Here is a 20,625-nt window from a genome sequence, read left to right as displayed (position 1 = left end):
CGTGCATGAATTTTCTTGTTTTAGGCGCTGCGGCGGGTGGTGGCCTGCCGCAGTGGAACTGCGGCTGTGCAAATTGCAATGACGCGCGAAGCGGACTTATCCCGTCTGCAACCCAGTCCTCTTTGGCCGTTTCGGTCGATGGGGAAAACTGGGCTGTTCTGAATTCTTCTCCCGATATTCGGATGCAGATGCAGTCGTTGACTTCCCTTCATCCGCGCGCATTGCGGCACAGCCCGGTCACCTCAGTCCTTTTGACCAATGGGGACATTGATCACGTCGCAGGCTTGCTGAGCCTTCGGGAGCAGACACCGTTTGAGCTGTTTGCAACGGGAGACATTCATGAAGTGCTCTCTCAGAACCGCATCTTTGACGCCGTGAACCGCGAGGTTGTGGAGCGGCGACAGATTACGTTGGAGACCTCCTTTCGGATCCTTGACGGTATGCATGCGACTGTGTTTCCCGTCCCAGGAAAAGTCCCGCTTTATATGGAAGGTGAGTCCGTGCAAACGGATCTGGTTGGGGAACAGACCGTGGGCGTGCGTCTGGAGGACGGTAACACGGTCGCCTATTACATTCCGGGGTGTGCATTGGTGGATGATGGGCTGCGCGCGCGCATTGCGGATGCTGACATCTTGTTCTTTGATGGAACACTTTGGGATGATCAGGAAATGATCCGCAGCGGAACGGGTGTAAAAACAGGACGTCGCATGGGCCATATTCCGATTTCCGGAGATGACGGCTCAATCGCCGAACTGGCTGAAATCGACTGCCGCAAGGTCTTTATCCATATGAATAATACCAATCCTGTGTGGCAGCCCAAAAGCACCGAACGTGCTTTTGTCAATGCGCAGGGCTGGACAGTCTCGCAGGATGGAATGGAGTTTTCGATATGAGCCGCGAAAGCCTTGAGTCCCGTTTGCAGGCCATCGGTGCAGAGCGATATCACGACAAGCACCCGTTCCATCATAAACTTCACAGTGGCGATTGTACCCCTGACCAAGTGCGGGCCTGGGTGATCAACCGTTGGGCCTATCAGGCAGCGATCCCGATGAAAGACGCAGCTTTTCTGTCGCGTTGTACTGACCCTGCCATGCGCCGTGAATGGCGGTCTCGGATCGAAGACCATGATGGCGGCGTCGACGAGGGGGGCGGTTTGCGGCGCTGGCTGAAGTTGGCCGAAGCGGTCGGTCTGGACCCGGATTATGTGGCCTCGGGGCGGGGGATCCTGCCTGCTACGCAATTCGCGGTCGATGCCTATATACGATATGTACGGGACATGCCGCTGTTGCAGGCGGTGGCGTCGTCCTTGACCGAGCTTTTTGCCCCTTCAATCCATGAACGGCGCATAGAAGGGCTTTTGGAGCATTACGCTTTTGCCAATGCTGACAGCCTGTCCTATTTCCGCAAACGTCTGACCGAGGCGCCTAAAGATGTGGCCTTTGGGCTCGCTTGGGTGTTGGATCATGCGGACACGTCTGAAAAGGAAGACATGGCCTGCGACGCGCTGATCTTCAAAACCAATGTCTTATGGGCACAGCTTGATGCGCTGTGGGGGGCATATGTTGAACCGGGACGTATTCCGCCGGGGGCATGGAAGCCCGGGGAGGGGATGCTTTGAACCTGGAGCTGACCTCTGCGGATCGACCGATATTGCCACGTGGCGTGCGTATGCAGGAAGATCGGGTGCGTGGGGGAATGGTTCTTCTGGGGCCAGAGAAAGCGGTGGCACTCGACCCGATCGGCACTGCCATCCTGAGTCGCATTGATGGTAAGACGAGTTTTGCGGCTCTGATCCATGATCTTGCAACAGCCTATGATGCCCCGCCTGCTATGATTGAACAGGATGTACAGACATTCCTGATGGGACTAAGAGCACGGATGTTTCTGGAGGTTGCCGGATGAACGTGCCACCGCCCATCGCCATGCTCGCCGAACTGACCCACCGCTGCCCCTTGGCCTGCCCGTATTGTTCCAACCCGTTGGAAATGGTTCACAAGGAAAACGAACTGGCGACAGAGGTCTGGGACGATGTTTTCCGACAGGCGGCAGACATAGGCGTGTTGCAGTTGCATCTGTCCGGAGGAGAACCTGCGGCGCGGCCAGATCTGGTGGAACTGACACAGGCCGCGCGGGATGCGGGGCTTTATGTCAATCTGATCACCAGCGGCATCGGTCTGACGCCGCGGCGGATTGGGCAGCTGGAAGACGCTGGCCTGGACCATATACAGTTATCGTTGCAGGGCACCAATGCGGACTTGGCCGATTGGGTAGGTGGCTACAAGGGAGGTTTTCACCGCAAGATGAAAATCGCTGCGGAAATTCGCGACCGTGGTATTCCCCTGACGCTTAATGCGGTGATGCACCGTCACAATCTGGATGATCTGGATCGCACGTTTGAAATGGCTCAGGAGATGGGAGCACGTCGGCTGGAGGTTGCATGCGTACAGTTTCACGGCTGGGCGACCAAGAACCGTGGCATGCTGCTGCCGACGCGCGAACAGACCGCCGAGACCAAGCGCAAGGTGGCCGAGGCCGCGCAACGCCTCAAAGGTGTTCTGGCCGTTGATTTCGTGCCGCCTGATTACTATTCGGAATATCCCAAAGCCTGTATGGGCGGTTGGGGAAGTGCAGGGGTGAATGTCACGCCAGAAGGCAAAGTGTTGCCGTGTCACGCAGCCGAGACCATCCCGCATCTTGATTTTGAGAACATCAAAGACCGCCCTCTGGATGAAATCTGGTACAAGAGCGCGGCTTTTAATGCCTATCGCGGGACTGACTGGCTGCCGGATCCCTGTAAAAGCTGCGATCGCAAAGAGATCGATTTTGGGGGCTGCCGCTGCCAGGCGCTGGCTCTGGCCGGGGATGCAAATGCAACCGATCCGGTCTGTTCCCGCGCGCCCGGACGAACGCATGTCGATGCGTTGCTGGCTGCCGCAGAACGTGAAGGCGAAACGGAATTTACTTACCGTGAGGCTGCGCCCAGCCGATAGGGCAGACCTTCCCAATCTGGCGGCCTTCAGGGGGTCGCCTTCAGGCATTCAACTGTCTTGTCCCACGTAGGTTTCTTTGGGAACAGGGGTGTTTGACTTCCGACAAGTGCGCTGTCATCATGACGTCATGAGGGAGTGCATTCATGGCAAAAGATAAACAAGACAAATCCTCTGACGGCGACAAGAAAAATACGTCACTCCGTCTGGAACGCAAAACTCTAAAAGCGTTGAAAATCCGCGCCATCGAGGAAGACACCAGTGTTCAAAAGATCATTGAACGGCTGGTCGAAGACTACCTGGCTGTTAACAAAAAGAAAAATTGAGCAAGGACATGTCCAACCAACTATTTTCTTGCCCCAAGGCCCTCCCCCTGACAGCCTGGTCGGATATGGCGCCGGGGCTTGTGGCGCAAAGCGGAGAAGAAATCGAAGCCTCCACTTTTGTGGCTCTGGATTGTTTTGACCAGAGCATACGCGGGTTGGGCCGTATGCTGATTGAAAGCGACGGCGAGCTGATCCTGATCGAGCAAGACGGCCGGCTTTTGCGCCAGCCTGCTGAACGGCCGGGCAATTTCGTTGCCGATCTGGCTGACGGCCCGGTCAAAGCGCATCTTTCTGATATGTCCCCATTACGCTGCCTGTTGAATTTGGGTGAGGGAAAAATCACTGATCAGCAGTTTAGGTTGGTGGACGACGAGGAAAAGACCCACCTGCGCGTGAATGAGCTTCGCTTTTCAGTTGATGAGAAGAATGTGAGCCTTCTGGCGCTGACCCCGGTGCGTGGTTACGGGAAAGCGCAAAAACAGGTTGCAAAAGGTCTGTCGGACTTTGGCGCAACGGGAGTTGCTCCGGGTGAAATTGTCTCGGTTCTTTTCCCGGATCTCGTGCCTTATGTTGCCAAGCCCAAACTGGTTTTTGGCAGTGACACCTCGGCATTTGTGGCGGCCAATCGGATCATTGCCTCCTATCTTGCCGTAGCCCGGCAAAACGAGCCCGGCACCATTGCGGATTTCGATACAGAATTCCTGCACGATTACCGGGTTGCCCTACGCAAAATCAGATCCGTTCTGAGCCTCTTTAAGGGTGTCTATGGCGAGGCCGCGACCACCGATCTTAAACAACGGTTTTCTGATCTGATGGCTCCAACCGGGCCGCTTCGGGATTTGGATGTCTACCTGCTCGAACAGGATCTCTATTTCGACATGCTTCCGGAAAACTTGCACGAAGGTCTGCGCCTGATGTTTGCCACTTTTAAGGCGGATCGCGCTGCGGTGCTGGCCAGCGTTGTCAAACGTTTGAAGAGTGTGGCCTATAACCGAGAAATGGCAGATCTGCAGGCGATGTTTGAAGCGCCTGGAGTGGTTGTCCAAGGGCCGCTTGGCGGGTTGGCTGTTGGGGATTATGCACAAAAGCTCATTTGGAAGCGCTACCGCAATGTCTGCAAAACTGCGGCCAAGATCGACGACACAACACCCGATGAGGATGTGCACGAGCTACGGATTTCTTGCAAAAAACTTCGGTATCTGATCGAGTTTTTTGCCCCTCAGTTCGACGCCGCGGAAATCAAGGCGATTGTGAAACCGCTGAAACGGCTGCAGGACAACCTGGGCCTGTTCAACGATTATTCGGTACAGCAGGAATCTCTGCAGGAATTGATTGAATCCGGCCGTCTGAAAGGGCGCACCGCCTTGATGGCGGCGCAAAGCATCGGCGCGCTGATCTCCATCCTGCATGGGCGACAATTGGAAGAACGCGCCCGTGTTGTGCAGAGCTTTGCACAGTTTGACAGTCCGGAAACCCGTCAGAAGTTTCGTACATTATTTCATGAGAGAGGGGCGCAGTCATGAAGATTATCGCTTGTTACAGCAACAAGGGTGGCGTGGGAAAAACCGCCTCGGCTGTGAACTTGGCCTATGCCTATGCGCAATCGGGAGCGCGCACGCTGTTGTGTGATCTGGACCCGCAAGGGGCATCGGGTTTCTACTTCCGGGTTAAACCTTCGAAGAAACTCAAGGAGGGGAAGTTCTTTGAGGACGTGGAGCGGTTTACCAAAGCTATCCGGGGCAGCGATTACGAAAACCTGGATATCTTGCCGGCGAACCTCACCTTCCGGGATTTTGACATTTTTCTGTCCCGAATGAAAAACAGCCGGTCGCGGCTGAAGAAAGCACTGAAGGGTGTTGACGGTGACTATGATGTGATCCTGTTGGATTGCCCGCCGAACCTTTCGGTTTTATCCGAGGCCGTGTTCAAGGCGGCTGATCACATTGTGGTGCCGGTTATCCCCTCTACCCTGACAGAGCGAACCTTTGCGCAGTTGGTGGAATTCTTTGACGAACAGGGGTTGAACGCCAAAAAGCTGAAACCCTTCTTTTCGATGGTGCAAGCGCGCAAAACTCTGCATGCGGACACCATCGAACGCATGCGCAAGTCTTACAAAGGCAAGTTCATGCAGACGCATTTGCCGTTTTCCACAGATGTCGAAAAAATGGGCGTGCACCGTGAGCCAACGCTGGCATTTGCCGGCAACCGTCCGGCCGCAAAAGCCTATAGATCGCTTTGGCAGGAACTGGACAAGCAGACCTGAGGAGGGCGCGATGCAAGAGATAGAACGAAAGTTTCTGGTGCGGGATTTGCCCGATTTGACCGAGGCAAAGCGGACAGAAATACGCCAAGGCTATATCACTCATCCTTCTGATGCTGTGGAAATGCGGCTGCGCCAGAAGAACGCTGCGTTTGTGATGACGTTCAAATCCGGCGAGGGCACCGTAAGAACCGAGCGTGAGGCCGCCATCACCCAGGAACAGTTCGACACCTTCTGGCCGGAAACCGAAGGGCGGCGGGTGGAAAAGATACGCTGGAGCGCTTCTTTTGCAGATGGGCTGATCTATGAGCTGGATGTGTTCGAAGGCACCCTGGACGGGTTGGTTCTGATCGAGGTGGAATTTGATACTCTGGAGGCTGCAGAAGCCTTTGAGCCGCCAGAGTGGTTTGGCGCGGATGTGACCGACGACAAACGGTATAAGAACAAGAATATGGCGGTGAACGGTCTTCCTGTTTAAGGCATGGCTTTGCGCAACAAATAGATGTCCATGAGCCAACCATGCTCGGCCCGTGCTTCGGTACGGGTCGTTTTTATTTTTTCGGACATTTCTGACAACGGCCCTGCAATCGAGATTTCATTCTCCATCCCCGCATAGGCGGTCCACCAGATTGTTATCCCATCCTGTGGCAAAGTCTGAAAGGAACATTGCCCGTCCAGCATGATGATCAGCGTGTCGGCCGAAGGAGGCCAGCCGTGATCGCGCAGCTGTCGGCCGGTGGTGATGGTCACAGCTTCGTTGATCTGGTTGAGGGGTTCCACATGCGCAGCAGTCAGCGCCTGGATCGACGTGATGCCTGGGATCACATGCACCGCTATATTGCCCCTGGATGTCAGCCGGTCTGCGATCCGCATGGTGCTGTCATACAGGGAAGGATCTCCCCAGACAAGGAAGCCAACAGAGCCGCCTTTTGGTAGGTGCTGCGTGATATTCAGCCACCAAAGATCAGCAATCGCGTCATGCCAATCGTCGACTCTTGTGCGATAATCCTGGGTTTTTTCATCACGGGCCGGCAGGTCAAATTCTACAATCTGTGGGCCGGGTGCCTTGATCACTTCGGAACAGATGGCCTGGCGCAGGGCGGCCAGATCGTCTTTGCCCGCGCCTTTGTTTGGTATCAGGATCAGATCAACCGCGTTCAGCGCCTCAACGGCTTGCAAGGTCAGATGCTTGGGGTTGCCGGTTCCGATGCCAACAAGAGAAAGCGTGAACTGTGCTGCGGTCATAAGGGGCTCCAAAATGAAACACGGCCCCTGTGATGGGGCCGTGCGATCAAAAGGTCAACGGGTCAGGCAGCGATCAGGCTGCGTTGAACAGGCGTGGTGTGACCAGACCAGCGCGTTCCAGGCCACGCAGAGATTTGGCTGCGAACAAAACGGCCAAATCCGCAATCGGTTCGATCAGGACAACCAGCATATAGGCTGCACCGAAAGAGAAGACAGAAGCGAGGTTTTCAGCACCAAAGCCCTGACCGTAGAAAGCCCAGAAGGCCACCCATGCAACAACGCCGCCCTGATATGCGGTCGACAGGGCCAGAGCCTGCGAATACTTCAGGTCAACATAGGCGGTATTCGGGGCAATGATCCGGGTCGCCAGCGCGTGCAGGGCAAACAGGGGCACAAGAAGGGTTGTCAGGTTGATTGCGTATTGCGGTAGATCGATGGGTGCAAAGAACACGCCCTGGATCAGCAGACCCGCCGCCAGACCAAAAGCGGCCGGAGCAGCACCGAGGATGAGGAACAGGGTTGAGCCGAGAATAAAGTGGACTTCGGACACTCCAACCGGGAAATGCGGCAAGAGTTCAAAGAACACAAACACGCCCACAGTAGCGATCAGCGCACGCACGGCGTAGGACACGATATTGGTTTTCTTCAGATCGGCAAAAGTCTCTTTTGCCGCGTAGGTGACTGCGCCAGCAGCTGTTACATAAGACAGCGCAATTTTCGCACCATCAACGATACCTGGTTCGATATGCATTATATTCTCCATACCGCCATCCCCGGCGGCTCAAGTTATGTCGTGGTATGGCCGGTCTCCTGACTTGTGGCTCAAGCGCGCAGTTTGCCCTTCCCGAAGAGTTCCCTTCAGTGGTGATGCAAACCCGCTCGCCACACACAGTCGCGGGGGCGGTTGAGGCTTTGGGTGCCGCGATTGGGTCCACCCGTCCTCATTCCCGTTTCAGCCCACAACGCTTGGCGTTGGAATTGGGCACCATATCCAGTTCATCTGCCATCTGACGTCGAAAAAGGTCAAGCTCGAATCTGCCAGTTGGGCGCAATTTTGCGACAAAAGTCGGGTGATGGATGTAATAAAATTACACGCGATTTATGGGGCTTCGGCCAGCGGACCATAGAGGATCAGGACCGGGGCCTGTGTCTCCAGTTTTGGCAAAAGGTCCGGTAAAGTGCCAAGTTTTTCGCGCCGCAGCTCCTGTTCGGGCGTAGAGACCCCGGTTGCCAGAAGGGCTGGAGTTTCGGGCGACATCCCGTGCTCCAGCAACTGCCCAGCCAGTGCCGCAAAGGTGCGTTTGCCCATATAGACCACAGTTGTGGCCTCCGGATCGGCCAGCGCCGCCATGTTCATCTCTTCGGGCAAGGCACCGTTTGCACTGTGACCTGTGATGTATTGCAGGCGACGCGCTGTCATTCGTCGTGTTAACGGGATGCTGGCCGCCGCTGCCGCGGCAGACGCCGCTGTGACGCCGGGTATGATTTCAAAGGCGATACCGGCAGCGCGCAGGGCGGTGATTTCTTCTTCAAGACGGCCAAAAATTCCGGCATCTCCCGATTTGAGACGCACCACATTTGCACCGGATTTGGCGTAGTCCACCAGAAGGCGGCTCACGTGGTCTTGCTTCGGTGAGGGGCGCCCTGCACGTTTGCCCACGCCCACCAGATCCGCGTCCTTGGAGGCGTGACCCAGAATGGGGCCGGAAGACAGGTCGTCAAACAGGATGGCGTCCGCCGCCTCAAGCCGCTTCACGGCCTTGACGGTTAGCAGTTCTGGGTCGCCTGGGCCAGAAGAGACAAAAGAGACAAAGCCGGTCATGCCTTTTCTCCGGTGATCAGATGGAAGAAGGTACCGGTCACGTGGCCTTTGATCGATCCGGTTTCTGGCACCGGATTGCCATCGGCGTCAAACACATTTGCCAAAGGTGCGTCGGGTTCGTCCAGAATGCTCGAGTAGTGGAACTCGTGGCCGCGTAATGCGGTTTCGGCCGCAAAACCCGGCATGGGACTCTGCAAAACAGCGCGGCGATAGCCAAGATGAAATCTGCGTTTTTCGTATGAGGTCACAAGCCCCAAAAGCCCGGCCATCTGGTGGCGGTTACCTTCCTTGTCAATCAAAGCTTCCCCAAGCGCCATATAGCCACCGCATTCACCATGGACTGGTTTTGATGCCGCGTGTTTCTGGAGGCCCTTACGGAATATCTCTGCTGCAGCCAGCGTGCCCCCATGCAGTTCCGGGTAGCCACCCGGAAGCCAAACAAGGTCGGCGTCTGCTGCAGGCGCTTCGTTGGCCAGAGGCGAAAATGGTAGGATCTCGGCGCCGGCCTGTCGCCAGCCTTCCAACAGATGTGGATAGGTAAAGGAAAATGCCGCATCGCGTGCCAGCGCAATGCGTTGGGCCGGAGGTGTCGGAAGCGGCGCAGCTGGGGCATCGGGGCCGGCGAGGGCTGCGGCTTTGATTGCGTCCAGATCTACGTTGGAGCGCAGAAAACTGGCGTAGCCTGCGATGGCACTTTCCAGGTCCGGATGCTCAACGGCCTGAATCAAACCCAGATGCCGTTCTGGCAGGGCTAGGTCACCACGACGGGGCAGGGAGCCGAGCACTTTTACGCCTGCACGTTCCATGCCGAGCCGCGTCAGGCGTTCGTGCCGGGGGCTGGCAACCCGGTTCAGGATGACCCCGGCAAAAGGCAGATCCGGGTCGTAGGCTTTGAACCCCAGCGCGGTTGCTGCGGCGGATTGGGCCTGACCGCCCACATCAATCACCAACACAACCGGCCAGCCCATTCGTTTTGCTGTTTCGGCGGAGGAGCCAAAACCGCTTTGTCCGCGTGTGGCCACCCCGTCAAACAGCCCCATGGAGCCTTCGGCAACGCAGATGTCCGCGCCTTTGGCCTGGGTTGCAATGGCATTCAGCAACCCGTCGTCCATCGCCCATGTATCAAGGTTGAAGGAGGCCCGTTTGGCGGCAGCGAGGTGAAACGCCGGGTCGATATAATCCGGGCCACTCTTGAATGGCTGCACCGTCAGACCATCCTCAGCCAAGGCGCGCAGAAGGCCCAGCATCACTGTTGTCTTGCCGGTGCCAGAAGATGGGGCGGAGATCAGGATACCTTTGGCCATTATTCAGTTCCTTCCGGAAAGCGCGGGTCCGTGCCCACCGGGCGGTACCGGCGGTCATAGTCGCCGGCATAAAGGCAGCTTTCGTCGAACTCTTCTGCGCCGATGGCGCGCCCCACGAGGATCAGCGCTGTGCGGCCCCGTTCGCCTTGGGTCGCGTCCTCAAGTGTTTCGAGTGTGGCCTTGACGATGCGCTGATCCGGCCATGTCGCACGCCAGATTACGGCCACCGGACAGTCCGCGCCATAATGCGGTGTGAGGTGGGCTATTACATCTTCGAGCACATGAACGCTGAGGTGAATGGCCAGGGTTGCGCCGGTCTTGCCGAAATTTTCCAGCGTCTCGCCGTCCGGCATCGCCGAGGCGCGGCCGGAGGTTCGGGTTAGAACCAAAGACTGGGCAACTCCCGGTAAGGTCAGTTCGGCCCCCAATGCTGCCGCAGCTGCGGCAAAAGACGGCACCCCGGGCGTTACGTCATAGGGAATGCCTTCTGCGCGCAGGCGGCGCAGCTGTTCGCCCATTGCTGACCAGACCGAAAGATCTCCGGAATGGAGACGGGCAATGTCATGGCCTGCTGAATGGGCGGATTTGATCTCATCAATGATTTCATCAAGTGACATCGGAGCAGTGTTCACAATCCGAGCGCCCGCCGGGCAGTGCTCCAACAGCGCTTCGGGAACCAGAGAACCCGCGTAAAGGCAAACCGGGCAGGCGGCAATCAAGTCGCGCCCACGCAGCGTGATCAGGTCCGCCGCTCCGGGGCCAGCTCCGATAAAATGAACCGTCATGGGGTAAAAACCTCCGCTTGGGCCACGGTGGCAAGGCCATCCGGGGTTGTCTGTCTTGGGGCGATCAGCCGGGCTGATCCATAACGTCCCGCACCGGCCAAGGCCAGCGCTTCGGCGACTGATCCGGTTCCAAAACGTGCCTGTATACGAGGCGAATGTGTCGGCGTCATGATCCCTTGGATCTCGGCTTCTGCAAGGGTGACAAGAGGAAGGGCGCTGACTTGCAAAAAAGCGCGAAATCCCGGGACTTCGGCTTTGCTCTCCAGCACTGCGATATGCGTCGGCTTTTGAGCTTGGAGTTTCAACGCCTGATGCAGAGCCGCTGCTGTAACTGTGTTGCGAAACCCAAGGCCCGTGACTTTCATCGGATCGCACTCCATTGAATCACCGGACGCGCGCGATCCCAGCCGCGCATGGTCCCCAAGGGCGACACTTCGGCGATTTCAACCCGCATCAGGTGACCGCCGCGTTCAGCGTGGGCCTGAACCAAAAGCGTTTCCGTTTCCAGCGTCACCCCATTGGCAACGATACGGGTTCCGGCTGGCAAAATCTCCCAGAGACGGTCCAATAGCCCTTGCGAGCCGCCACCACCGATAAAGACACAATCAGGTGTCGGAAAACCTGTCAGGACATCCGGCGCGGCCCCTAATACTGGCTGCATGCGATGGTCAACGCCAAATTGCGCTGCGTTTTCCTGGATGTTACGGTGGCGATCATCGCGTGGTTCAAAGGTTATGGCGCGGGCGCCACGTGCAGCGAGGCACCATTCGACCGAGATCGACCCGGAGCCGCCGCCGATGTCCCATAGAAGTTCGCCAGGTCGCGGAGCAAGCGTTGACAGGGTCAGTGCCCGGATAGGGCGTTTGGTGATTTGGCCGTCGCTTTGAAACAGATCATCCGGCAGGCCTGGGGCTTGTGGCAGCCCGGGTGTACCCTTCACATCAATTGCGACGGCAACGGGTGCGTGGACATCTGCTATATCAAATTCTTGGGCTGTGCATCGGCGTAAACGCTCGCGCGGCCCTCCGAGAGCTTCGGCGATCGTGAGAGAGGACGCGCCAAACCCAAGGGTGGCAAGATAGGTCGCCAGCTCTTTGGGAGCGTTGCCATCACGCAGTGTACACAAAAGGCGGGTGCCCGGAGACAGGATTGGGCGCAACCGCGCATAGGGGGCCGCATGAAGGCCTTGGGTCAGGGTCTCTTCCAGTTTCCACCCCATCCGGTTGGCCATCAATGAAAAGGTAGAGGGCAGGGGATGAGAGACCCATTCTGCAGGTTGCAGTGCCCGCATCAGTGAGCCACCAGCCCCATGCCAGAACGGGTCGCCTGAGGCCAGAACCGCAACGCGGCGACCGTGCGCGGCCAGAACTGGATCAATAGAGAAAGGTACGGGCCAGGGCTGCCCCTTTGCCCCTGCTGCCACCAGTTCCAGATGGCGGGGGCCGCCAAAGATAATCTCGGCCTTGGCCAGCGCATTGCGGCTTGCATCTCCAAGGCCTGCCAGGCCATCTTCGCCAAGCCCGATGAGGGTGAGCCAAGGTGTGGGAAGAGGATCAGACATGGCGCGGATACTCCTGTTGGGAGGCACAACAGAGGCTTCGCATTTGGCGCGAGAGCTGGCCGAGAACTGGACGGGAGCCGGGCGTCAGGCGGTGTTTTCCTATGCGGGCCGAACCGCGCGCCCGGCGGCGCAGCCGTTGCCCGTGCGGCAGGGCGGGTTTGGCGGGGTCGCGGGTCTTGTCGCATATATCCGGCGCGAAGGCGTGAGCCATGTGATTGATGCCACCCATCCCTTTGCAGCACAGATGAGCCGCAATGCGGTGGAGGCTTGCGCCGAGGCTGACGTGCCACTGGCCGCTTTGGAACGGGCGAAATGGAAGGCTCGGACTGGGGACGATTGGCACCATGTGGCAGATATTGATGCCGCTGTTGCAGCGTTGCCAGACGCCGGTGCACGCGTGTTTCTCGCGATTGGCAAGCAAACGCTTGCCCCTTTTGCCGCAAAGCCCGAAAATTTCTATGTTCTGCGGCTGGTTGACCCGCCTAAGGCTGACATGCCTCTGGCAAATGCGGCCGTGGTTGTCGCCCGGGGACCCTTTGATGCGGTGGGAGATCAGGAGCTGTTGGAAAAACATGGTGTCACACATATCGTGGCCAAAAACGCCGGTGGCACCGGGGCTGAGGCGAAGCTGACAGCGGCACGTGCACTTGGCCTGCCGGTCATTATGGTTGACCGACCTTTCTGCCCTGATCGCCACATCTGCCATAGCGTCGGCGAGGTGATGAGCTGGCTTGCGGATCATTCGGCGTAGCGTGGGGTAAAGACGTGGCGACCAATGCGACGGGTGTCACGGTTACCGACAATCACCATGGTGCGCATGTCGGCCATCTCGGGCGTGGCCTCCGCCAACGTCACAGTGCTGATGTTTTCTGTGGGTTTGGTCACGTCGCGGGCGAAGCTGATCAGCGTCTCTGGCCCGCAGGCCTCGCGCAGGATCTCCAGTGCGCGGGCAAACTGATGCGGGCGTGACTGGGACCTGGGGTTATAAAACGCCATAGCAAACCCGGCTTCGCCAGCGGCCCGCAATCTGTTTTCGATGAGCGCCCAGGGTTTTAGGTTGTCGCTCAGGTTTATCGCGGCAAAGTCATGGCCCAGGGGCGCGCCAAGCCGGGCAGCGGCGGCCAGCATCGCGGTGATGCCGGGTAGGACGCGGATATCGAGATCCAGCCAGTCCTTGGGGCCGTTCTCCAAGGCTTCAAATACGGCGGAGGCCATAGCAAAAACACCGGGATCACCAGAGGAAACCACCACAACACGTTTGCCGCAGGCGGCCATGTCCAAGGCTTGCGAGGCGCGGTCGACTTCAACCCGGTTGTCACTGGCGTGCAGCGTCAGCCCGTCACGGGGCGCAATGCGTTTGACATATGGGATATAGCCGACCACGTCCGTGGCTGCGGTCAGTGCTGCGCGTACCTCGTCAGTCACCAGCGTTTCATCACCAGGGCCAAGGCCGGCAACGACCACCCATCCCGCTTGATTGACATTCATGGACGGCGTCCTTGTCCGTGGATCAAAACGATTGAAAAATAGGGGACTGGCCCTTGAACGTCCGAGAGCTTTCGGACCTGCTGTTGGGGCATGGTGCCGTGTTCCACCAGCCACGCGTCGTCTATACGGCCAGCTTTTTCCAGAGCGCGGCGCAGTTTTGGCAGGTTTCTCCCGATCTTCATGACAACCAAAGCGTCAGTGTTCCGGGCGCGAGATGCCAATTCGTCTTCGTCCAGGGTTGCCATTGCCACGGTGAGCACATCATCACCCCAGGTGATCGGCTGGCCAGACGCCGTCCAGCAGCCTGACATGCCGGTAATGCCCGGAATGACTTCCATCTCTGCGCGGCCTTGCAAGCGGGTGTAGAGATGCATAAAAGACCCATAAAGAAACGGATCACCTTCGCAGAGGACCACCACATCTTCGGAGTGGGCGATCTCGGCCAATGTGGTGGCCCAGCTGTCGTAGAAGTCCCCAAGCAGGCGGTTGTATTCGGGATCACTAAAGTGGATCTCGGTGGTGACCGGGTATTCCATCGCATGTTCGACGGCCATAGCGGGCAGCATTCCATCCACCAGGGTGCGCGCCTGACCTTTGCGGCCCGCTTTGCGGAAATAGGCGACATGACGGGCGCCTTGAATAGCACGCCAGGAGCGAACGCTCATCAGGTCCGGATCCCCCGGACCAAGCCCTGCACAAATGACTTTACCCATGGTACTTTGATTACTCTTTCCAGCTGGCCAAGGCATTGACCGCAGCCACGGTTATGGCCGACCCGCCAAGGCGACCTTTGACGATCATTGATGGCACTGGCAGATCTTGCATCAGGGCCTCTTTGGATTCCATCGCGCCAACAAACCCTACGGGGCAGCCTATGATGGCGGCCGGGCGCGGACAGGTGGGATCTTGCAACATGTTCAAGAGGTGAAACAGGGCGGTGGGTGCATTGCCAATAGCAACCAGTGCACCGTCAAGCCTCGGGCGCCACAGTTCCAGCGCGGCTGCAGAGCGGGTGTTGCCCATCTCTTTTGCCATTTCGGGCACTTTCGGATCGCGCAGGGTGCAGATGACCTCGTTGTTGGCCGGTAAACGGGGACGGGTGATGCCCTCGCTGACCATATAGGCGTCACAGAGGATAGGTGCGCCCTGGGCCAGCGCGGCCCGTGCGGTTTTTGCCATACGATCTGAAAACCGGATGTGTTCCTCAAGGCCGACCATACCGGCTGCATGGATCATCCGAACTGCAACGCTTTCCTCATCTTTGTCGAACCGGTCAAGATTGGCCTCTGCGCGAATGGTGGCAAAGCTCTCAGCATAAATTTTTGCGCCGTCGGTTTCATAGGTGTGGAGCATATCTCTGCCCTCTCTCAGCGTGCGTTTTTCAGTGTCTCTTGCAGGGATGCTGCGGCGAGACCGGTTATTCTTGGGCGATCGATGGCCGTGCCCCGCATGACCAGATCAAACGTATCCGATGTGCGAGCGACCAACGTCAGATCGGCGGGTTTTGGATGGGCGCAGCCTTTGGTGCAACCCGAAATATGCAGGGTGCGGCCATGTGGGACATATTGAGCGAGGTCCCGGGCAAGTGCGCGGGTTGGCGCATGCGCCTGCAGGCATCCGGGCGCTCCGGTGCACGCAACCACTTGCAGGCGCGGATCTGTTGCGTCAAGGATCAGGCCGGGCAGCGCGGGGATCCGTTTTTCAGTTTCGACAAGAAACATGCGCCACGGAGTGAGGCGAAGAGCCCCCAATCGGGCCAGCTCCTTGAGCGTGCTTGCAGGAATTTGACCGAATTCCAGCGCAACCAGTTGGCCGACGGGTGTTGTCCCAAGTGCCGGATACTGTGGCTCCAAGCGCCGGGGGGCGGCAAACACCGCGGGTAGAGCGCGGCGCGCGACGAGACGGTGCATCCGTCCACGCCCGTCGGGCGCGCCGCCATTGTTCAAAAACCAGCGGGCAAGTCTGATCGCTTCGCCTGCGGCTGTCTCCAAGGTTACCGGTTTTCCAAACTCCGCCCCATCAGCGATCAGCAACAATCCACTGGCCCCGTGTTCGACCCGGATGTCGGCGGCTGTAGACTGCAGAACTGGGGTGGGCCCTGTATCAATTGCAAACCCGAACTTCCCTGGCAAGGTCAGCGCTTTGGCCTGTCTCAACGCCTCGGTCAGGCTGTTTGCGATCCTTTGGCTTGTGTCGCCTGGCTGCCAAAATGGAGAGAGGATTATGTTGCGCCGGGCCTCGGCCTGTGGTGTTTCATCCACTAATCCCACGTCTCGAAGATCTTCGATCAAATCCAAGTGGCGATCTTCTCGAATGCCCCGCAGCTGCAGATTTGCACGGGCAGAAAGGTCTATGAGACCGTTTCCGTATGCTTGTGAAATCTCTGCCACCCGCAGTGACTGTTCAGGGGAAAGGCGCCCCAGGGGAGCGCGAATGCGCACAACCAGACCATCGCCGGAGGCCATCGGGCGCAGCGCGCCGGGGCACCAGCCGTATACTTTGGGGGCGGTCATGTTGTGCTCTCCAACGCGGCGAGGATGGAGTTGCGGCGCGTTTGCCAAAGTGCGGTCTCTTTTAAGGCACGGAACCGGTCCCGCATGGCTTGCAGCGCCGCTGGATTGGCCTTTTCCATAAAATCGACCAAATCTGCGCGCCCCAGGGTTGCATCGAAATAGAGATCAAAAAGATGGGCAGGTACAGCCTGCGCAAGATGCGCAAAGGCGGCCATGTGATCCAGCGTTGCAGCGATCTCTGCCGCACCGCGGAAACCATGCGCCATCATGGATGTTGCCCAATCCGGGTTGGCGGCGCGTGCGCGGGTCACGCGGGCAATTTCTTCTGTAAGAGACCGTGCCTGTGGCTGGTCGAACTTGGTCGCGTCCATGTGATAAAGTGCGGGCGCAGCTTGCCCCAGGCGCGCCATTGCGGCGGCAAACCCTGCTTCATGCGTAGCGTAGTCCGAAGCCACTAGAATATCTGTTTCAGGCAGATCCTGCAGGTGTACAAAACTGTCTGCAGTTTTCAGACGTTTTTCGAGTTCTGTCCTAGCCTCGTGGATGTCACCCTGCGCGTCAATTGCATGAGAGGAGGCCGCCAGCCAGGCTTCGCCCGCAGCGGCACGTGCATCTGGCGAGTAGTCATCGAGCTGCGCGGACATGGAAAGCCCATATTGTCCTGGGCGCGGGCCAAAGACACGCGGCGTTTTTGCCAGATAGGGATTGTCCGCTGCGGTCTCGTCTCGTGCGGCCAGCGCTGCGGCGGCGCCTTCAAACATCTGAGCAAGTCCGGGGAAGACGTCGCGGAATAGCCCTGAAACCCTTAAAGTCACATCAATCCGCGGGCGGCCCAGGAGGGCCAGCGGAATTACCTCAAAACCGGATACGCGTTCCGATCCATCATCCCATTTGGGGGCGAGACCGGCGAGATGGAGTGCCATGGCAAACTCTTCACCCGCCGTGCGCATGGTTGCGGATCCCCAGAGGTCAATCACCAGCCCCTTTGGCCAGTCGCCGTGATCCTGAAGGTGGCGGCGCAGCAGCTCTTCCGCCAGTTTGACCCCTTGCGTCTGCGCCGCCCGCGAAGGCACCGCGCGTGGGTCGGTTGTAAAGAGGTTGCGACCGGTTGGAATGACATCTGCCCGCCCACGATAGGGCGAGCCGGAGGGGCCAGGGTGGACATGTTGACCATTGAGTGCCGCGATAAGCCCCGAACGTTCATGTGCCCCGCATTCCCCGGTGCCGAAGATATGCAGGCCCTCGCCATACTGGCTTTCCTTGATGTCACAGACAAAGCTGTCGATACGGGTGATCGCTTCGGCGGCTGAGCTGTCGGCCGTCAACCCCAGATCAGCCTCAACCCCGGTGCCCTGCGCCTCTGCCCGGATGTCTTCGATCAGGCGGTCGCGTCGCGCTGGATCAAGCCCATCGGCGGTCGAGTATTCGTCCAGAAGGCTTTCGAGCCGTCCCATGCCTTCGGGCAGGTTGGTCTGCGCCAAAGGGGGAGGTAAGTGGCCAATCGTGATGCCCGCAATCCGGCGCTTGGCTTGCGCCGCTTCGCCTGGATCATTGACAATAAACGGATAGATCACCGGCAGGCGGCCAATGAGCGCCTCGGGCCAGCAGTTGCCGGACAGGGCCACTGCCTTGCCGGGCAGCCATTCCAGAGTGCCATGTGCACCAATATGCACCACCGCGTCGATTTGGCGCTGGAGCCAAAGATAGAAGGCCACATAGGCGTGGCGCGGGGTCCGGTCGAGATCATGATAATCATCGACACGGGTTTTCACTTGACCTCGTTCCGGTTGCAGGGCGATAATGGCGTTGCCCGCCTTCAAGGCGCGGAACCGGAAATTCTGCCCGTCACAGTCGGCATCATCTTCCGGATTGCCCCAAGCGGCACAGAGGTCTTCGCGCAGGCTGTCGGGCAGATCGTGCAATGCGGCCAGATAGTCGTTTAACGGAAGTTCCAGAACCTCTTTCATAAGACGCAGCCCTGCGTTTTTCGGCGTCTCGACCCCATAGCCTTGAGCTGCAAGCTCCTGAAGGATCGTTTCGCAGGAGGCCAGGGCATCCAGCCCGACCGCATGTGCGAGGTTGTGATCGCGCCCAGGATATGTCGACACAACAAGGGCGAGGCGCTTGTCCTGGTTGGCCTTTGTCGCCAGTGCTAGTTGTCCCGTTATCCGGTCAACCACGGCCCGTATGCGGTCTGGGTCTGCGCGATGAGCGAAACGGGAATATTCCAGATCAGGGTCCTTCTTTCCCGGTGCTTTGAAGCTGACCACACCGGCAAAGATGCGCCCGTCGACCTCTGGGAGAACCACATGCATCGCAAGGTCTGCAGGGGACAGTCCCCGGTTGGCCTCGGCCCAATCCTTACGCCGTGCAGTGGAGAGCGCGACTTGGAAAACGGGGCAGCCGGTGGTCGAGAGGGGGGATGGGCTTCCATCCCGCCCCTGAGCGGAAAACGCCGTGGCATTGATGATCGCAGCCGGAGAAAGCCCGGGCAGACAATCGCGCAGCCATTGCGTGGCGGCGGGCGATTTGAGACTGGTTGCAAACGCCCCAAAAGCGGCATAGCCGCGTGCGCGCAATTCGTAAATGAGCGCATCCACCGCTGCAGTATCCGCAGAGGTCAGATAGGAGCGGTAGAACGTCACAAGGATCAACGGTTTGCCGTCGCTGTCCAGATGGTCAGTGACACCCAGGTCGGGGTCGTAAAACCCTTGATCCGGCATTGTTTTAACGCCGCGCACTGGGCCTGCATAAAGCCCCGCAGCCAGCGCGAGTTGCGCCAAGGCAGCCTGGGCCGCAACGGCCCCCCCGGCGTCGCAAAGATGCTGCAGACGGCGCAATGTTGATGCGGGCAGGGTGGAAAGGTCATCCAGACGCGGGTCCTCGCGACCATCTGCAGGCAGGACCGCCAAGGCAATCCCCTTGCGCCGGGCGAGATCTTGAAGAGTGGCCAGCCCATAGGGCCAATAGCTTTCCCCGCCGATCAGCCGAACAAGAATTCCCTTGGCCCCGTCCAACGTCTGTTCCGCATAAACGTCCACAGACAGCGGATGCTTCAACGCGATCAGATTGGCGAGCCGCAAAGAGGGTAGGCTTCCGTCGGCTCTGTGCCAGCCCGCCGCAAAAGCACCCAGGTCGCTGTCTGAAAATGACAGCACAATCAGGTCTGCAGGCGTTTGGCCCAGATCCTGTGGTGTGTCACTTTCATCTAGCCCGTGGCTTTCGCGGAAGACGACGTGCATGGTGGATCAGGCTCCCAGATCTGCGTGGATACCCGCAGTGTCGATATTGTCGTGTTCCGCAATCACCACCAACTGGGTCTTGCGCTCCTGGGTCCCCCAGGGCTGATCGTATTGGGCCCGCAGACGTTCGCCAACGGCCTGGATCAGCATCCGCATCGGTTTTCCTTCAACCGCGACATAGCCTTTGACGCGCAGAATCTTGCGCTTTCGGGCCATCTCGATAATGCGATTTTGCAGGTCTTCAGGATCAGAGACTTCTCCCAATTCGACCACAATGCTCTCAAACTCGTCATGGCTGTGATCATGATGATGGTGGTGATCGTGTTCATCATCGTGTTCATCATCGTCATGATGGTGGTGATGCTCGTGGTTCGAGGGGCGGGCATCCAGATCATCTTCGGCCGCCGCTTCAAGGCCCAGGACAACACGCGGATCAATCACCCCTTCGGTCATCGGCAGGATCGGCAACTGGCGCGGGGCTTCTTTCTCGATCACGGCGCGTGCGGTGGCAACACCCTCCTCACCCGCCAGATCCGCCTTGGACAACAGGATGATATCCGCGCAGGAGATCTGATCCTTGAACAGCTCTGACAAAGGTGTTTCGTGGTCGATGCCCTCATCGGCCTCGCGCTGAGCCTGTACCGCGTCCAGATCCGTGGCAAACTGCCCTTTGGCAACAGCCTCGGCGTCGGCCAGTGCGATTACCCCGTCCACAGTGATCCGGGACCGGATGGCAGGCCAGTCGAAGGCCTTGAGCAAGGGTTTGGGCAGGGCGAGCCCCGAGGTTTCAATCACGATGTGATCCGGAGTTTCGGGCAGAGCCATCAACTGCTCGATGGTCGGGATAAAGTCATCTGCCACGGTGCAGCAGATGCAGCCATTGGCCAGTTCCATAATGTTTTCGGCAGGGCAGTTTTCATCCGCACAGGATTTCAGGATATCTCCGTCCACGCCTGCGGTGCCAAATTCATTGACCACCACAGCCAGTCGCTTGCCTTGCGGGTTTTGCATCAGATGGCGGATCAATGTGGTTTTACCAGCTCCAAGGAAGCCGGTGACAACAGTGACTGGGATTTTGTTGAGGTTGGACAT

At 58.4% G+C, this 20,625-nt stretch carries 22 protein-coding genes and 1 riboswitch; of the genes, 9 read left to right on the top strand and 13 right to left on the bottom strand.

Going from position 1 to position 20,625, the window contains the following annotated elements; translation table 11 throughout:
- The first annotated feature begins 5 nt into the window (after positions 1–5).
- The 8 genes from pqqB to ACXAEW_RS01160 all read left to right on the top strand — a co-directional run bounded on the left by pqqB (position 6) and on the right by ACXAEW_RS01160 (position 6,051).
- A complete protein-coding gene (gene pqqB, locus ACXAEW_RS01195; protein ID WP_474939571.1) occupies positions 6–893 on the top strand; it encodes a pyrroloquinoline quinone biosynthesis protein PqqB in 888 nt (295 codons plus the stop codon).
- The gene (gene pqqC, locus ACXAEW_RS01190) at positions 890–1,618 is read left to right on the top strand and encodes a pyrroloquinoline-quinone synthase PqqC (protein WP_474939570.1); all 729 of its coding nucleotides are present in this window, start codon (positions 890–892) and stop codon (positions 1,616–1,618) included. Before pqqB ends, pqqC begins: the two co-directional genes overlap by 4 nt.
- Positions 1,615–1,902 carry a pyrroloquinoline quinone biosynthesis peptide chaperone PqqD gene (gene pqqD / locus ACXAEW_RS01185; RefSeq protein WP_474939569.1) on the top strand — a complete coding sequence of 96 codons (288 nt, stop codon included), beginning with the start codon at positions 1,615–1,617 and terminating at the stop codon, positions 1,900–1,902. Before pqqC ends, pqqD begins: the two co-directional genes overlap by 4 nt.
- Positions 1,899–2,990: a pyrroloquinoline quinone biosynthesis protein PqqE gene (gene pqqE / locus ACXAEW_RS01180; RefSeq protein WP_474939568.1), complete on the top strand. Its 1,092-nt coding sequence runs from the start codon at positions 1,899–1,901 to the stop codon at positions 2,988–2,990. The genes pqqD and pqqE overlap by 4 nt, the downstream gene beginning before the upstream one ends.
- 143 nt (positions 2,991–3,133) lie before the next feature.
- Positions 3,134–3,313 (top strand): hypothetical protein, encoded by a 180-nt coding sequence (locus tag ACXAEW_RS01175; protein ID WP_474939567.1) that lies wholly within the window; start codon positions 3,134–3,136, stop codon positions 3,311–3,313.
- A gap of 8 nt (positions 3,314–3,321) precedes the next feature.
- Positions 3,322–4,836 (top strand): CHAD domain-containing protein, encoded by a 1,515-nt coding sequence (locus tag ACXAEW_RS01170; protein WP_474939566.1) that lies wholly within the window; start codon positions 3,322–3,324, stop codon positions 4,834–4,836.
- The gene (locus ACXAEW_RS01165; RefSeq protein ID WP_474939565.1) at positions 4,833–5,576 is read left to right on the top strand and encodes a ParA family protein; all 744 of its coding nucleotides are present in this window, start codon (positions 4,833–4,835) and stop codon (positions 5,574–5,576) included. The genes ACXAEW_RS01170 and ACXAEW_RS01165 overlap by 4 nt, the downstream gene beginning before the upstream one ends.
- A 10-nt stretch (positions 5,577–5,586) precedes the next feature.
- Positions 5,587–6,051, top strand: a complete 465-nt coding sequence (locus tag ACXAEW_RS01160; protein ID WP_474939564.1) for a CYTH domain-containing protein — start codon at positions 5,587–5,589, stop codon at positions 6,049–6,051.
- On the opposite strand, the gene cobF is transcribed toward ACXAEW_RS01160, so the two are convergent.
- The 7 genes from cobF to cbiE all read right to left on the bottom strand — a co-directional run bounded on the left by cobF (position 6,048) and on the right by cbiE (position 12,290).
- Positions 6,048–6,818 (bottom strand): precorrin-6A synthase (deacetylating), encoded by a 771-nt coding sequence (gene cobF / locus ACXAEW_RS01155; RefSeq protein ID WP_474939563.1) that lies wholly within the window; start codon positions 6,816–6,818, stop codon positions 6,048–6,050. The genes ACXAEW_RS01160 and cobF overlap by 4 nt on opposite strands.
- Positions 6,819–6,891: 73 nt before the next feature.
- A complete protein-coding gene (locus ACXAEW_RS01150; protein ID WP_474939562.1) occupies positions 6,892–7,569 on the bottom strand; it encodes an energy-coupling factor ABC transporter permease in 678 nt (225 codons plus the stop codon).
- A 32-nt stretch (positions 7,570–7,601) separates the two neighbouring features.
- A riboswitch (cobalamin riboswitch) is annotated at positions 7,602–7,823 on the bottom strand.
- 94 nt (positions 7,824–7,917) lie between these two features.
- Complete coding sequence (gene cobA / locus ACXAEW_RS01145; protein WP_474939561.1) at positions 7,918–8,640, bottom strand: uroporphyrinogen-III C-methyltransferase; 723 nt, start codon at positions 8,638–8,640, stop codon at positions 7,918–7,920.
- Entirely contained in the window at positions 8,637–9,944 is a 1,308-nt protein-coding gene (locus ACXAEW_RS01140; protein WP_474939560.1) for a cobyrinate a,c-diamide synthase, read from the bottom strand. The genes cobA and ACXAEW_RS01140 overlap by 4 nt, the downstream gene beginning before the upstream one ends.
- A complete protein-coding gene (cobM, locus tag ACXAEW_RS01135) occupies positions 9,944–10,729 on the bottom strand; it encodes a precorrin-4 C(11)-methyltransferase (protein ID WP_474939559.1) in 786 nt (261 codons plus the stop codon). The genes ACXAEW_RS01140 and cobM overlap by 1 nt, the downstream gene beginning before the upstream one ends.
- Positions 10,726–11,094, bottom strand: a complete 369-nt coding sequence (locus tag ACXAEW_RS01130) for a cobalamin biosynthesis protein (protein ID WP_474939558.1) — start codon at positions 11,092–11,094, stop codon at positions 10,726–10,728. The genes cobM and ACXAEW_RS01130 overlap by 4 nt, the downstream gene beginning before the upstream one ends.
- Positions 11,091–12,290: a precorrin-6y C5,15-methyltransferase (decarboxylating) subunit CbiE gene (gene cbiE / locus ACXAEW_RS01125; protein WP_474939557.1), complete on the bottom strand. Its 1,200-nt coding sequence runs from the start codon at positions 12,288–12,290 to the stop codon at positions 11,091–11,093. Before cbiE ends, ACXAEW_RS01130 begins: the two co-directional genes overlap by 4 nt.
- Here cbiE and ACXAEW_RS01120 point away from each other — a divergent pair.
- Entirely contained in the window at positions 12,289–13,041 is a 753-nt protein-coding gene (locus tag ACXAEW_RS01120) for a cobalt-precorrin-6A reductase (RefSeq protein ID WP_474939556.1), read from the top strand. The genes cbiE and ACXAEW_RS01120 overlap by 2 nt on opposite strands.
- Here the strand turns inward: ACXAEW_RS01120 and cobJ are convergent.
- Genes cobJ through cobW form a run of 6 tightly spaced genes read right to left on the bottom strand, consistent with a single transcriptional unit; the run spans position 13,029 to position 20,625 of the window.
- Positions 13,029–13,778, bottom strand: coding sequence for a precorrin-3B C(17)-methyltransferase (gene cobJ / locus ACXAEW_RS01115; protein ID WP_474939555.1), 750 nt, complete (start codon positions 13,776–13,778; stop codon positions 13,029–13,031). The two genes, ACXAEW_RS01120 and cobJ, sit on opposite strands and share 13 nt — an antisense overlap.
- A complete protein-coding gene (cobI, locus tag ACXAEW_RS01110) occupies positions 13,775–14,491 on the bottom strand; it encodes a precorrin-2 C(20)-methyltransferase (RefSeq protein ID WP_474939554.1) in 717 nt (238 codons plus the stop codon). The genes cobJ and cobI overlap by 4 nt, the downstream gene beginning before the upstream one ends.
- A 10-nt stretch (positions 14,492–14,501) precedes the next feature.
- Positions 14,502–15,131 (bottom strand): precorrin-8X methylmutase, encoded by a 630-nt coding sequence (locus tag ACXAEW_RS01105; RefSeq protein WP_474939553.1) that lies wholly within the window; start codon positions 15,129–15,131, stop codon positions 14,502–14,504.
- A 14-nt stretch (positions 15,132–15,145) separates the two neighbouring features.
- Positions 15,146–16,291, bottom strand: a complete 1,146-nt coding sequence (cobG, locus tag ACXAEW_RS01100; protein WP_474939552.1) for a precorrin-3B synthase — start codon at positions 16,289–16,291, stop codon at positions 15,146–15,148.
- Positions 16,288–19,533, bottom strand: coding sequence for a cobaltochelatase subunit CobN (cobN, locus tag ACXAEW_RS01095; protein WP_474939551.1), 3,246 nt, complete (start codon positions 19,531–19,533; stop codon positions 16,288–16,290). The genes cobG and cobN overlap by 4 nt, the downstream gene beginning before the upstream one ends.
- Positions 19,534–19,539: 6 nt before the next feature.
- Entirely contained in the window at positions 19,540–20,625 is a 1,086-nt protein-coding gene (gene cobW, locus ACXAEW_RS01090) for a cobalamin biosynthesis protein CobW (RefSeq protein WP_474939550.1), read from the bottom strand.

Source organism: Epibacterium sp. ABZ3_068 (genome assembly GCF_056159265.1).
The sequence above is the reverse complement of the archived record's forward strand: the minus strand, read 5'-3'. Positions and strand labels throughout refer to the sequence as shown.

Coding starts and splice junctions, on each gene's coding strand:
- pqqB (WP_474939571.1), top strand. CDS start 6: ATGAATTTTCTTGTTTTAGGCGCTGCGGCGGGTGGTGGCCTGCCGCAG.
- pqqC (WP_474939570.1), top strand. CDS start 890: ATGAGCCGCGAAAGCCTTGAGTCCCGTTTGCAGGCCATCGGTGCAGAG.
- pqqE (WP_474939568.1), top strand. CDS start 1,899: ATGAACGTGCCACCGCCCATCGCCATGCTCGCCGAACTGACCCACCGC.
- ACXAEW_RS01175 (WP_474939567.1), top strand. CDS start 3,134: ATGGCAAAAGATAAACAAGACAAATCCTCTGACGGCGACAAGAAAAAT.
- ACXAEW_RS01170 (WP_474939566.1), top strand. CDS start 3,322: ATGTCCAACCAACTATTTTCTTGCCCCAAGGCCCTCCCCCTGACAGCC.
- ACXAEW_RS01165 (WP_474939565.1), top strand. CDS start 4,833: ATGAAGATTATCGCTTGTTACAGCAACAAGGGTGGCGTGGGAAAAACC.
- ACXAEW_RS01160 (WP_474939564.1), top strand. CDS start 5,587: ATGCAAGAGATAGAACGAAAGTTTCTGGTGCGGGATTTGCCCGATTTG.
- cobF (WP_474939563.1), bottom strand. CDS start 6,818: ATGACCGCAGCACAGTTCACGCTTTCTCTTGTTGGCATCGGAACCGGC.
- ACXAEW_RS01150 (WP_474939562.1), bottom strand. CDS start 7,569: ATGCATATCGAACCAGGTATCGTTGATGGTGCGAAAATTGCGCTGTCT.
- cobA (WP_474939561.1), bottom strand. CDS start 8,640: ATGACCGGCTTTGTCTCTTTTGTCTCTTCTGGCCCAGGCGACCCAGAA.
- ACXAEW_RS01140 (WP_474939560.1), bottom strand. CDS start 9,944: ATGGCCAAAGGTATCCTGATCTCCGCCCCATCTTCTGGCACCGGCAAG.
- cobM (WP_474939559.1), bottom strand. CDS start 10,729: ATGACGGTTCATTTTATCGGAGCTGGCCCCGGAGCGGCGGACCTGATC.
- ACXAEW_RS01130 (WP_474939558.1), bottom strand. CDS start 11,094: ATGAAAGTCACGGGCCTTGGGTTTCGCAACACAGTTACAGCAGCGGCT.
- ACXAEW_RS01120 (WP_474939556.1), top strand. CDS start 12,289: ATGGCGCGGATACTCCTGTTGGGAGGCACAACAGAGGCTTCGCATTTG.
- cbiE (WP_474939557.1), bottom strand. CDS start 12,290: ATGTCTGATCCTCTTCCCACACCTTGGCTCACCCTCATCGGGCTTGGC.
- cobJ (WP_474939555.1), bottom strand. CDS start 13,778: ATGAATGTCAATCAAGCGGGATGGGTGGTCGTTGCCGGCCTTGGCCCT.
- cobI (WP_474939554.1), bottom strand. CDS start 14,491: ATGGGTAAAGTCATTTGTGCAGGGCTTGGTCCGGGGGATCCGGACCTG.
- ACXAEW_RS01105 (WP_474939553.1), bottom strand. CDS start 15,131: ATGCTCCACACCTATGAAACCGACGGCGCAAAAATTTATGCTGAGAGC.
- cobG (WP_474939552.1), bottom strand. CDS start 16,291: ATGACCGCCCCCAAAGTATACGGCTGGTGCCCCGGCGCGCTGCGCCCG.
- cobN (WP_474939551.1), bottom strand. CDS start 19,533: ATGCACGTCGTCTTCCGCGAAAGCCACGGGCTAGATGAAAGTGACACA.
- cobW (WP_474939550.1), bottom strand. CDS start 20,625: ATGTCCAACCTCAACAAAATCCCAGTCACTGTTGTCACCGGCTTCCTT.